General features: G+C 56.6%; 15 protein-coding genes. 8 read left to right on the top strand and 7 right to left on the bottom strand.

The annotated features are described in order from the left end of the window. Positions 1-86: 86 nt before the first annotated feature. Complete coding sequence (locus ACR0NJ_RS11715) at positions 87-719, bottom strand: ATP-dependent Clp protease proteolytic subunit (protein WP_480617214.1); 633 nt, start codon at positions 717-719, stop codon at positions 87-89. A gap of 344 nt (positions 720-1,063) precedes the next feature. On the opposite strand from ACR0NJ_RS11715, the gene ACR0NJ_RS11710 reads away from it, so the two are divergent. Both ACR0NJ_RS11710 and ACR0NJ_RS11705 read left to right on the top strand, forming a co-directional pair. After that, positions 1,064-1,405, top strand: a complete 342-nt coding sequence (locus ACR0NJ_RS11710; RefSeq protein ID WP_480817307.1) for an ArsR/SmtB family transcription factor — start codon at positions 1,064-1,066, stop codon at positions 1,403-1,405. 147 nt (positions 1,406-1,552) lie between these two features. Further along, entirely contained in the window at positions 1,553-1,690 is a 138-nt protein-coding gene (locus ACR0NJ_RS11705) for an entericidin A/B family lipoprotein (protein ID WP_480817306.1), read from the top strand. 1,090 nt (positions 1,691-2,780) lie between these two features. Here the strand turns inward: ACR0NJ_RS11705 and ACR0NJ_RS11700 are convergent. The 5 genes from ACR0NJ_RS11700 to lepA form a co-directional block, all read right to left on the bottom strand. Then, on the bottom strand, positions 2,781-3,233 hold the full coding sequence (locus ACR0NJ_RS11700; RefSeq protein ID WP_480817305.1) for a hypothetical protein: 453 nt from the start codon (positions 3,231-3,233) through the stop codon (positions 2,781-2,783). A gap of 119 nt (positions 3,234-3,352) precedes the next feature. Next, positions 3,353-3,673, bottom strand: coding sequence for a hypothetical protein (locus ACR0NJ_RS11695; RefSeq protein WP_480817304.1), 321 nt, complete (start codon positions 3,671-3,673; stop codon positions 3,353-3,355). Positions 3,674-3,806: 133 nt separating this feature from the next. Beyond that, on the bottom strand, positions 3,807-4,217 hold the full coding sequence (locus tag ACR0NJ_RS11690) for a hypothetical protein (RefSeq protein WP_480817303.1): 411 nt from the start codon (positions 4,215-4,217) through the stop codon (positions 3,807-3,809). Next, complete coding sequence (locus tag ACR0NJ_RS11685; RefSeq protein WP_480817302.1) at positions 4,210-5,412, bottom strand: AAA family ATPase; 1,203 nt, start codon at positions 5,410-5,412, stop codon at positions 4,210-4,212. Before ACR0NJ_RS11685 ends, ACR0NJ_RS11690 begins: the two co-directional genes overlap by 8 nt. Further along, the gene (lepA, locus tag ACR0NJ_RS11680; RefSeq protein ID WP_480817301.1) at positions 5,413-7,212 is read right to left on the bottom strand and encodes a translation elongation factor 4; all 1,800 of its coding nucleotides are present in this window, start codon (positions 7,210-7,212) and stop codon (positions 5,413-5,415) included. It abuts the gene before it with no gap. A 29-nt stretch (positions 7,213-7,241) separates the two neighbouring features. On the opposite strand from lepA, the gene ACR0NJ_RS11675 reads away from it, so the two are divergent. The 4 genes from ACR0NJ_RS11675 (at position 7,242) to ACR0NJ_RS11660 (ending at position 10,086) form a co-directional block, all read left to right on the top strand. After that, positions 7,242-7,934, top strand: coding sequence for a BglII/BstYI family type II restriction endonuclease (locus tag ACR0NJ_RS11675; RefSeq protein WP_480817300.1), 693 nt, complete (start codon positions 7,242-7,244; stop codon positions 7,932-7,934). Beyond that, entirely contained in the window at positions 7,931-8,584 is a 654-nt protein-coding gene (locus ACR0NJ_RS11670; RefSeq protein WP_480817299.1) for an MT-A70 family methyltransferase, read from the top strand. Before ACR0NJ_RS11675 ends, ACR0NJ_RS11670 begins: the two co-directional genes overlap by 4 nt. 174 nt (positions 8,585-8,758) lie before the next feature. Beyond that, positions 8,759-9,067 carry a hypothetical protein gene (locus ACR0NJ_RS11665; RefSeq protein WP_480817298.1) on the top strand — a complete coding sequence of 103 codons (309 nt, stop codon included), beginning with the start codon at positions 8,759-8,761 and terminating at the stop codon, positions 9,065-9,067. A 65-nt stretch (positions 9,068-9,132) separates the two neighbouring features. After that, positions 9,133-10,086, top strand: coding sequence for a LysR family transcriptional regulator (locus tag ACR0NJ_RS11660; protein ID WP_480817297.1), 954 nt, complete (start codon positions 9,133-9,135; stop codon positions 10,084-10,086). Here the strand turns inward: ACR0NJ_RS11660 and ACR0NJ_RS11655 are convergent. Then, positions 10,083-10,526, bottom strand: a complete 444-nt coding sequence (locus ACR0NJ_RS11655; RefSeq protein WP_480817296.1) for a low molecular weight protein-tyrosine-phosphatase — start codon at positions 10,524-10,526, stop codon at positions 10,083-10,085. The genes ACR0NJ_RS11660 and ACR0NJ_RS11655 overlap by 4 nt on opposite strands. Before the next feature lie 28 nt (positions 10,527-10,554). Between ACR0NJ_RS11655 and ACR0NJ_RS11650 the strand changes: the two genes are divergently transcribed. Both ACR0NJ_RS11650 and ACR0NJ_RS11645 read left to right on the top strand, forming a co-directional pair. Further along, positions 10,555-11,256 carry an NAD-dependent deacylase gene (locus tag ACR0NJ_RS11650; RefSeq protein WP_480817295.1) on the top strand — a complete coding sequence of 234 codons (702 nt, stop codon included), beginning with the start codon at positions 10,555-10,557 and terminating at the stop codon, positions 11,254-11,256. A gap of 60 nt (positions 11,257-11,316) precedes the next feature. Then, positions 11,317-11,925 carry an HdeD family acid-resistance protein gene (locus tag ACR0NJ_RS11645; protein ID WP_480817294.1) on the top strand — a complete coding sequence of 203 codons (609 nt, stop codon included), beginning with the start codon at positions 11,317-11,319 and terminating at the stop codon, positions 11,923-11,925. Positions 11,926-11,949 lie beyond the last annotated feature (24 nt).

Genomic DNA, 11,949 nt, shown 5'->3' with positions numbered 1-11,949 from the left:
GCCGCCTTTTGGTGCAGCTTAGGGCAGCACCGGGGCAGCTACAATCTCAAAATCACACCTCGCGCCGGAAGCGCGAGGATTTGAACCTAGGCCTCGTCCGTATCAATTTTTGCACGGTTTTCGACGATCTCGTCGATATGGCCCCATTCCTTGGCCTCTTCCGGGCTCATGAAATTGTCACGGTCCAGCGCTTTTTCAACCGCCTTTTTAGTCTGACCGGTGTGGCGCACGTAAATGTCATACAGGCGATCCTTCAGCTTTTGCGTCTCGGCCGCGTGGATCATGATATCGCTGGCCTGCCCCTGATAACCACCGCTGGGCTGGTGCACCATGATCCGGCTGTTGGGCAGCGAAAACCGCATCCCGGTCTCGCCACCGGCCAGCAGAACCGACCCCATCGAGGCCGCCTGACCGATCACCAGCGTCGAACATTTCGGCTTGATATACTGCATTGTGTCGTAAATCGACAAACCGCTGGTCACGACACCGCCAGGCGAATTGATGTAGATCGAGATTTCCTTGTTCGGGTTCTCCGCCTCAAGATGCAGCAGCTGGGCCACAACAAGATGGCTCATTCCGTCGTGGATCGGGCCGTTGATGAAAATGATCCGCTCTTTCAACAGGCGCGAGAAAATGTCGTAAGCGCGTTCGCCCCGGCTGGTCTGTTCGACCACCATGGGGACGAGCGTATTCATGTAAGTGTCAACTGGATCGAACATTTGAACCTGCCTGCTTTGCTATGGATCGGGACGTTACCCCAACAAGAGTTACCCGAGTCTTAGTGTCGCCACCGGGGGGCTGCAAGGGGGGCCGCCGGTTTCGCGCACCTATTGTGGTTATCCTTCCCGCCGGGCCCAAAAATCGCCACGCCGAGGGCGCCGCGTTTCGGCCCCGCAAGACGGGCATCGGCAAACTTCGGCCAGCTTGCTATCTTCCATCACGGTATTTTGATTCATGCATATGGAATGAATTGTACGAAACTTGTAATTAGGTGACCCGTCCAATGCGACTGGGGTCGAGGAAACAACGTTCGCGCAACGCGGACCTGAAGGAACAGATGAGTATGGCACTGCCCCAGTTGTCCCCGGACATGACCAAACACGAACTTGACAGAATGGTCGGCAACGCGACCCGCGCCTCGAATTTCCTGAAAGCGATCAGCCATGAAGGACGGCTGATGATCTTGTGCCATCTTGTTTCCGGTGAAAAATCTGTAACTGAACTGGAAGAATTGTTGTCCGCACGGCAAGCCGCCGTGTCCCAGCAACTGTCGCGTCTGAGACTCGAAGGTCTGGTCACGCCGCGCCGCGAGGGCAAGGCGATCTATTATCGGCTTGCCGATGACCGGCCCCGCCGCATGCTGGAAGTGGTTTACGAACTGTTTTGCACCGACAGCAAGGATTGAAACCTCGGGTCCAGGGGCTGTCGAACAAGCCGCATGGCAGTAGGGCGACGCCCTGAGGATCATCCTGTCTCAACGCATCTCCAAAACACTGGTTCGGCGCAAAAAAAGGTGCTACCGAAAAGAAGATCGAGCACCAAGGAGATGAGTATGATCCGCGTAATTCTAATCGGCCTGAGCCTGTTTGCCCTGACCGCCTGCGAGACCGCGAAAGGGGCTGGCAAAGACATCGAGAAAGCTGGCGACGCGATCCAGGACGCCGCTTCTGACGTTCAGGAGAACATCTAACCACAAAGCCATATATTGCGCGGTCAGCAAACCGGCCCGCGATATATGGTTGCCTCAGGGCTGCAAACCCGTTAAATCTACCCGTACAGGTGCATAGACGCGGCATTGCATCATCTGACGCTAAATCGGGGCTCTTTTGCACACGCAGAAGAGCCCCGTTCCCATTCCGAAGGGGGTGAGTGGTAGCCTGTATGAAGCCGTGGAACCGGCAAAAGAAAAGGCGTCAGGTGCGCAGACGCGGTCTTTGCATGCATCCTTTCGGACACCCCCTGACGCCTTACCGGGCCGACGCGCCCCGAAGGGCGCTCCGATCCAGTTGCCCCAGCCCCCGAAAGGGCTGCAGCCGCCGCTTTGAACCCGAGGGTCATCGCAGCATGCTCAGGCCGTCTGAGAAGCTGATCATTCGAATACGGGGCCAGCCCCCTACCCAAACAATCACCTACCGGTAAGCCTCTGCAGTAAAAGGAGAACCCTAGAGTTCGCCTATATCTGCCAAGACCCCCTGGCCCTTGCGTTCCACCTTTGGCTCCGAAGAACCTGTGCGGTAACGGAACTGTTACACTGCGGTGTGCAACCGGCAAGAAAATAGCACTGCAGCATGAGATTTAGACGGGGATAAGATGTTGGTATCCGGCGGGATAGCTTTGTGGATAAGCCGAGAAGTTCTGGTGCCAAGCAGGTTTGGAGATGGAAAAGTCCCAACCCGACTTTCGCGCCTAGAATTCCACCAATGCTGCAAGTGCAAACAGCGCGTCAGGGCAGATTCCGCGGATCAACCTACTCTCCGACCCCCTGAGCTTTCGAATCGCTTATCAAAATCGGGGCCGGACAGCTTACACACCACCGCGCGAAGCCGCGCTGAAGGTCCGCGAGATCCAGATGCCCCGGTGCCGAGGAACGCCGCATTCAAACACAAGACCATCTGAACCTTTTCGCAGGCGGTGAACTGGCCGCCCGGCCCGTCTCCTCCCCTCGGAGACCCTGGTTATGAGAAGCGCCCCGACCCGACCGGGATTACCTACTACTCTCTGCCGCAGTCTTGGATCAACGGCAGTCCGTACCCCCTACAGCCGGTCGGGCCAGAGACGCTTCAGTTCACCTGACGTTCCAGAACGGTGCTGTAGGTCGTTCCGGACCGCAGGCTACGGAAATCGGCGTAAATCTTGCCATCCTCGTACCGCGCATCAATCAGCGCGTTCACTCCGATCGTCGGCTCGGATGAGCTTTCGACGATCCCAATCTTACCCGACCCGTCCAGGCTGACATTGCCGGTGGCCTCGTACACGGTCCATTCGTCAGCCGCGTTGCGACGCCACATGCTGGGACCCCAAAAGACGTTTTCGTGCTGCTTCTGGATATCCAGCACCCATTCCGCACTGTTGAACCTGGGCGCATCGCCCGTGGCGGCGTTCGACGGCGACACCGTGTTGTACGTGCCCGCCCAAACGCCGCGCAGGTCCGGAGGGGTTTCGGCCATCGCAGCCGATCCAAGGGCGAGGGTCGCGGCCAGGGCGGCTGCTCCGGCAGTCATATATCTGGTCATTGGCTCTCTCCTCCTGTCGGGCCGTCGCTGGCCTGCTGAACAGATGTGGAGGCTATGGGCCGCTTACAACATATCTAAAGGAGACTTCATCTTGGGTTCAGCTTCGCGTCAGGTCGCGGTCAGGCCCAGGCCAGCGCCGTGCCGACAATAACCAGCGCGATGCCGAACACTTCACGATACGAGAAATTCTCGCCGAACAGAAAGTACGAGGCGATGGCGATCAGGATCACCTCGGCCCCCAGAATGCCGGTATAGATGATCCCCAACCGCTCCTCGCGCAGCGCGGCCAGTTCGAGCGTCGCACCCGCCAGCAGGGTCGCAACGATTAGCAGGCTGAGGCCGACACCGGGGATTTTCCACCAGAACTTCATCGCGATCATGGCAACGGAATAGAGACCAGCCGATCCGAGGGCGATGATGGGGATCATGGACGCGGACATTGGAGACTCCTGCGGAGTGTTTCCGTTGGGTCAACAATAGCAGAGATAGAGGGCTATCGGTGTGAATTAGGTCACAGTGGCTGGAGAAACGATGTGGAGGAAGCAATGTCAAACATATCGGAGCACCGACTTACTACTCCAGTTTTATTTCAACTCCTGAGCTTGAAACAATTGGCTTTGAAGTCATGTTTGGAACTCGTTTTCGAAGCTTGATGTAAGCCTTCTGGATGTCGGAAATCATTGGAACTTTTGTCGAAGAAATTACGGCGATGCACTCATCTCCACCAAAGTCCTTGTTTATTTTCTCGATTGTGCTGGCGATTTGCTGCAAGGCTTTAACATTATTTCGCCCTTTCAATTCTATATAGTAGTTTTTGCCAGCGTGGCACAGCAGTTTATCACATGCTTCTTCGTTTACTAGCAAACAACCATCCACGTCCACGCAAAGTACTGCACTCTTACCTGGGTTATGAAAAGTTACTGATGATTTATTCTCTTTAAAAGTAATGATGCTATCACTTCTAATTTCCTGGCAATCACTCATCAAATATATCCATAAACTCTGATGCTATATCCTCCGACACTTTATCTATGGCAGACATATCAATTATGCCGTCCTCTTGGTCCATGATGTCTTCCGAAATTCCATCATGTATATAATAAGAACTGACTGTCAGACTCAAATCTCCTTTGCTTGATCTAAGCAACTCATTGTTCAGGCAAGCCAAAAGATAGGGACTGTGTGTAGTCAATAGTATTTTGCACTTAGCTGCGACCGACACCCTAACAATTAGTTCCAGCAGTATCTTCTGAGCTTTTGGAAACAAGTGCGCTTCGGGCTCTTCAACCACAATCAATTCATCCGAACGAAGCCGACTTGGGAAAAGAAGAAGAGCCATTAGAAGGGGTAAAACTTCTTGCTGACCAGAAGATGCGTCAGAGAGACGAACTTTACCCCAGCGTGTAGTAATGAACTCGCCCAACTTGCTCTTTGAGTACTCACCGCAGAGAACTTCATTCGCCATCTGCATCCATTCATGGAAATCCTGCTCGTCGCTCTGGTCAGCGCTCGAATAGAAATTATCCTTACCGAATTCAAAGAAACGGCCAAACTGTATCATTAAAGGGTCTAAACTATCTTGTTCCGACAGAAACGAAAAAATGTTTTTTTCGATTGTCGTAAAAAAGGATCGTGACGCAGGAACGTATAGAGATGTTGGAACAGTCGACCAAAACAGCCTTCTTTCGTCCGACGATCTGCGATAGGAGAAAACGCTAGGCATTCCCCTGCGCCGAATATCATCTTCACTATGACTCGCAGCCCACTTCCTAAAATCTCTTTTAAAACCGTTGAAAACTCTAACGAGTTCATCGCTAATGATTATTCGCGGTCTTGATTTCCTACCAGATCGAACAACAGAAACGTATTCGTCGTCGAATTGATACCTAAGTTCAAAACTACCGTTTTCGGTTTCAACATCTGGAAATAATTTCCTGAAGTCGTCAATCTTATGGTTATTGAACTCAGTTCTGCCACCTGTTTCATTGGCCGCAAAGAAAAACAGATCGTCTATATATTCACGAAGAAAAAATAGAACCTTAGCGAGGATACTCTTTCCGGATGCCTGTGGCCCGATGATTGCCGATACTTGCCCCAGAACTATGTCAACTTCTTTGATCGAAAAGAAGTTTTCAACATATAGTTTTTCCGTACTCGGCTCAACTAATGGTGCTAGCATTTACCCATCCATCTTCAACGCTGAAATAAACGCCTCCTGCGGGATATCAACTTTCCCGAACTGGCGCATCTTTTTCTTACCCGCCTTCTGCTTGTCCAGCAGTTTGCGCTTCCGCGTGGCGTCGCCTCCGTAGCATTTGGCGGTCACGTCTTTGCGCAGGGCCGAGAGGGTCTCGCGGGCGATGACCTTGCCTCCGATGGCGGCCTGGATCGGGATTTTGAACATATGGCGCGGGATCAGGTCCTTGAGCTTTTCGCACATCGCGCGACCCCGCATCTCGGCCCGGTCGCGGTGGACCATGGTTGACAGGGCGTCAACGGGTTCGTCATTCACCAGCACCGACATCTTGACCAGATTATCCTGCGTGTAGCCGGTCATCTGGTAGTCAAAGCTGGCGTAACCTTTTGTTACCGATTTCAGGCGATCATAGAAATCGAACACAACTTCGTTGAGGGGAAGGTCGTACACAACCATCGCGCGGGTGCCCGCATAGGTCAGGTCCAGCTGAATGCCGCGGCGGTCCTGGCAGAGTTTCAGCACGTCGCCGAGGTATTCGTCTGGCACCAGAATGGTCGCCTTGATGCGCGGTTCCTCGATATGGTCGACCTTGGAGGGGTCAGGCATGTCGGCGGGGTTGTGCAGCTCGATCATTTCGCCGTCTTTCATGTAGACGTGATAGATCACCGACGGCGCGGTGGTAATTAGCTCGATATCGTATTCGCGTTCGATGCGGTCGCGGATGACCTCAAGGTGCAGAAGGCCGAGGAAGCCGCAGCGGAAGCCAAAGCCCAGCGCGGCCGAGGTTTCCATTTCGAACGAGAACGAGGCGTCGTTCAGCGCCAGTTTGTCGATGGCGTCGCGCAGATCTTCGAATTCGGAACTGTCGACAGGGAAGAGGCCGCAGAACACCACCGGCTGCGCGGGTTTGAACCCGTCCAGCGCGTCTTCGGTGCCGTTGCGGTCATTGGTGATAGTGTCGCCGACGCGGGTGTCGCGGACCTGTTTGATTGATGCGGTGAGAAAGCCGATCTCACCGGGGCCGAGCGAGTCCACCATCTCCATCTCAGGCCGGAAAACGCCGACGCGGTCGACATGGTGCAGGGTGTTGTTCGACATGAACTTGACCCGCATCCCCTTTTTCAGCGTGCCGTCCATGATGCGGACCAGAACGATGACGCCCAGATAAGCGTCGTACCACGAATCCACCAGCATCGCCTTGAGCGGCGCATCCAGATTGCCCTGCGGCGCAGGCAGTTGCTGCACGATGGCTTCCAGCGTTTCGTGGATGCCCTGCCCCGTCTTGGCGGAGACCTGAATGGCGTCGGTCGCGTCGATGCCGATCACATCCTCGATCTGTTCGGCCACGCGGTCACAATCGGACGCGGGCAGGTCGATCTTGTTCAGCACCGGCACGATCTCATGATCCGCGTCGATGGCCTGATAGACATTCGCCAGCGTCTGCGCCTCGACCCCTTGGGTCGAGTCAACGACCAGCAGAGAACCCTCGACCGCGCGCATGGACCGGCTGACCTCATAGGCAAAGTCCACGTGGCCGGGGGTGTCGATCAGGTTCAGCACGTAGGCCTCGCCGTTGTCGGCGGTATAGTCGATGCGGACCGTGTTGGCCTTGATGGTGATGCCGCGCTCGCGCTCGATATCCATGCTGTCGAGCAGCTGTTCCTTCATGTCGCGATCCTTGACCGTTCCGGTCTCTTGGATGAGCCGGTCAGCAAGGGTGGATTTGCCATGGTCGATATGCGCGACGATGGAGAAATTGCGGATATGAGCGAGGTCTGTCATGGGTTGGGGATATGCGTCGGAAATGGGCTGTGGTCAATGGTTTCAATTCGGAGCGCCAGTCCGCGTTACCACACTTGCACAACGTGCTGCGCTCAACTAGCCTATGGGTACTTCAAGGAGAAAACCACTATATGTTGCGAGATCGCCTTCCTGAGTTTATTCAGGAAAACTATTATTGCGGGGAATGGCACCACGCTAGTGCAGTTTTGGAAGGAGACCATCCGGACGAATGGTCCGACCTGCTTGAAGCGCTAACGAATTTTCGCCTGAAGAAATCCTATATCTCGACAGGCGGTGGTCGGAAAACAAAGCTGGCCTCGGATTTTGATACAGTTTTCACAAAAAGGGGCTGGAAAGAAACCAAGTTCGATACCCGGGTTCTGGTGGATGACACAGAGTTCAAAACGCCAACGCATAAGATCGATATGTTCAAGAACGGAGTCGCGGTTGAGTTGGAGTGGAACAACAAGACCGAGTTCTACGACCGAGACCTGAACAACTTCCGCCTGTTACATCAGCTTCGGACAGTAAGCGCGGGCGTAATTGTGACGCGGGCTGACGACCTGCAGGACATTTTTAATGATCTTAACAGAGGATCGTCTTACGGTTCGTCCACAACCATCTTGTCGAAGCTAATTTCGAAAATTGAGGGCGGAGGTGCCGGAGGGTGTCCAATACTGACCTTTGGCATCAAGAAAAGCCTGTATAGGGAGAACGAATGATGTCTGAGGCCTCAGATGACCTGATGAACGCACTTGGCGGGAGGAAGTTTCAGACAATCCTCGCCGACCCGCCATGGCAGTTTCAAAATCGAACCGGGAAGATGGCACCTGAACACAAACGCCTGTCCCGGTATCCGACAATGACGCTGGACGACATTTGCGACATGCCTGTTGAGGCAATCGCGGGTGAACCTGCGCATCTATATCTGTGGGTGCCGAACGCGTTACTCCCCGAAGGTTTGAAGGTGATGGAACACTGGGGCTTTAAATACAAAAGCAACCTGATCTGGTACAAGATCCGGAAAGACGGTGGGCCTGACAGACGCGGAGTTGGCTTTTATTTTCGCAACGTTACCGAGATCTTGTTGTTCGGCGTCCGAGGCAAGAACGCCAGAACGCTCGCACCCGGAAGATCGCAAGAGAACATAATATCAACTCAGAAGCGTGAGCATAGCCGAAAGCCCGACGAGCAATACGATATCATCGAACAATGCAGCTTTGGCGAGCGATTGGAGTTGTTTGCCAGAGGACCTCGGGACGGATGGACGGTCTGGGGAAACCAATCGGAGGAATACACCCCGGATTGGGCGACCTACTCAAACCACTCTCAGAGCAATGTGGTAGAACTGGCGCGCAAGAAACAGGCGTGATCGACCAATGCCGGGCTGAAGCCCGGCCTACGGGTGGGGAATGGGGCGTTTATGAGTCGGGAATGCACTTTTTCGCACCACCCGATTGATCCCTTAACCACTTTGATTCATACTCCGCCGCAGACCGAGAGGGGCAGAAGACCCCTCCGGGCAGGCAAAAAACGAGGCTCGAGTATGAAAAAGTTCCTCCTAATCGCATTTTGTGCGGCATCGCTGACGGCGGTCGCCCCCACTGCAGACGCGGCGCAGATCAAGCGGGCGTGTCTGGCGTCAGACCGCGAGGCGGCGACGCGGGCGCGGTGTTCTTGCATTCAGCGCGTGGCGGATCAGGCGTTGACGCGCAGCGATCAGAAGACCGTGTCGAAATGGTTCGAAGACCCCCATCAGGCGCAGGAGTTGAAGATGTCGCAGACCGCACGCGATGATGCACTGTGGGATCGGTATCAGAACTTCGGCCAGATGGCACAGGCGATCTGTAGTTAACCCCTGTCAGTCCTTGACCTGACCTGCCCTGCGCCCCAGAAAAGGCGCAGCGAAAGGTGTGTCTTATGGTGATGAAAGGGCTGACCCTGCGGGGCCTTGAGGTGTTCGAGGCGCTGGCGCGGACCGGATCGGTGGCGCAAGCGGCCGAGATCACGGGGCTCAGCCAGCCTTCGGTTTCGCAGCAGTTGCGCAATCTGGAAAAGGCTCTGGGCACCGATCTGGTGGATCACGGGCGGCGGCCGATGCGGCTGACGCAGGCCGGACGCAGCTTTCTGGCCCGCGCCGAGGCGGTTCTGGCCGAGCTGCAGATGGCCCAGAGCGAGCTGACGGTCATGGACCTCGGCCATCTGACCACCTTGTCCATCGGCCTGATCGACGATTTCGACAATGATCTGACGCCCCGGCTGGCGACCCTGCTGGCCGACAATCTGACCCGGTCAAAATTCAAGCTGATCACCCTGCCCAGCCTGGATCTGTTCGAGGAATTAGAGGCGCAGCGCCTACATCTAATGGTTTCGGCCCATAGCGGCGAAGTGCTTGAAGGGGTCGTCGAATACCCTCTGGTGCAGGACCCGTTCATTCTGGTGGCACCCAAAGGGGCTAACGGGGCAGAGGCCGTGATGCAGGATCTGCCGTTTCTGCGCTATGCGCGTGAGCAACTGATCAGCCGCCAGATTGAAAGCCATTTGGCCCGTCAGCAGATGGTCTTCGAGGAACGGTTCGAAATCGGCTCTCACCTGGCGTTGATGGCAATGGTCGCGCGCGGGCTGGGCTGGTCGATCACCACGCCGCTGGGCTTTATGCGGGCCGCGCGGTTCCATGAAGGGCTCGAGGCTTACCCCCTCGGGTTTGGGGAATTCGCTCGCACAATCTCACTGTTCACCCGAACCGATTGGTCGGACCAGGTGCCGCAAGAGGTTGCCGGGATGATCCGCAGGCTGATGCAAAGCCAGATCGTTGATCCCGCCACGGCCAAACTGCCCTGGCTAAGCGGGCAGTTGAAGGTGATGGCTGATTAGCCGTCCAAATGAGCCCGAAGGCCCTCGACCGCTGTCTCGATCAGATCCAGCGCCCCGTCGAAATCCCGTGTGTAATAGGGGTCGGGCACGTGGCTGGCACCGGTTTCGGGCGCAAAGTCAGTCATCAGGCGGACCGGGGTTTCGCTGCCCTGCGGGCGCAGGGCCTCGATATCCGCGATGTTGTTGGCGTCCATGCCGATGATCAGGTCGAACCGATCGAAATCGGCGGCGGTGAATTGCCGGGCGCGCAGGTCGCTCAGATCAAATCCGCGCGCACTGGCGGCTGATTGCATCGGGGCATAGGGGGGACCGCCCACATGCCAATCCGAGGTTCCGGCACTGTCGGTTTCAAATTGCGGTGCGCGGGCGCGAAAGACGCCCTCGGCCGCCGGGGAACGGCAGATATTGCCCAAGCAGACAAAGAGGATACGGTGTGTCATGCGCCAAGGTTTACCGCGCGGAGGGCAAATGGAAAAGATCGTCATACTCACCGGGGCCGGGATTTCCGCCGAAAGCGGGCTCAGCACGTTTCGCGACGAAGACGGGCTGTGGGCAAAACACCGGATCGAGGATGTCGCCACGCCCGAGGCCTTCGCCCGCAACCCATCGCTGGTGCAGGGGTTCTACAATGCCCGCCGCGTACAGGCGGCCAAGGTGCAGCCCAACGCGGCGCATCAGGCGCTGGCCCGGCTGCAGCGGGAGTGGCCCGGAAAGGTGGTGATCGTCACCCAGAACGTGGACGGACTGCACGAGGCCGGAGGGGCAACGGACGTGATCCACATGCATGGCACTCTGGCTGGGGCGCTCTGTGCCAGTTGCGGCCATCGCTGGCCGTCACCGCCTGAGATGGCAGTGGGTGAGCCCTGCCCTGCCTGCGCCGCCCCGATGGCGCGGCCCGACGTCGTCTGGTTTGGCGAAATGCCCTATCACATGGACGAGATATTCGATCATCTGGCCAGCGCGTCTGTTTTTGCAGCCATCGGCACCTCGGGTCAGGTTTATCCGGCGGCCAATTTCGTACACGAGGCGCGCGCCGCCGGGGCGCATACGGTCGAGATCAATCTGGAACCCTCCCTCGGCGCATCGGGGTTTGCCCAACGGCTTGTGGGCAAGGCCACCGAGACAGTGCCGCGCTGGGTCGATCAATTGCTGAGCCAACCCACCCAATGACTGCAGACAGACCGGTTTTTTCCCGGCTATTGTGAACGCGTAACAACTTCAGGGCGACCCATGACAGATCAAGACCCCCGGACCGGTGAAATTCTGGAGGACGGCAGCATGAAAGGCCGCGACCAGTTGAGCGAGCAACTGGCCAGCCTTTGGTGGACCTTTCTGCTGCGGGGCCTTGCCGCCGCTGCGGTGGGTGTCGCGGCACTGTTCTGGCCGAAACAGGGCATCGAACTGCTGGTGCGGCTGGTCGGAGTGCTGTTGGTTCTGGACGGCGGCCTGACGTTACTGGGCTTCGGGCGGCGCGGCCTGATCGGCGGCGTGGGGATCGGCGCGGCGCTGATCGGTCTGGTGTTGCTGATCTGGCCCGAGGGCACCGTCAGGATAGCCTTTTTCCTCATCGGAGTCTGGGTGCTGATCATCGGGATCGGCTCGCTGGCGGCGACCCAGCAGATGCATGAAAACGACCCTCAACGCGGGTCCATGCGGGTTTCGGGGTTTGTTGCCCTTCTGTTTGGACTGATGCTGATGGTCTGGCCAACGTTCGTCTTTGTCGCTTTGGGATGGGTCATCGCCTTTGGCGCGCTGGCCATGTCTGTTGTGATGTTCTGGCTCGCATCGCGCTTTCGGAAAGCGGGCGACCGGGTCGGGATGAAAAACATCCACCGATAGCCCGCAACGACAGCAGGCCGGGCA

This window comes from Ruegeria sp. F11 (assembly GCF_056533855.1).
Note: the sequence above shows the minus strand (reverse complement) of the source record. Positions and strands in the feature narration are given on the sequence as shown.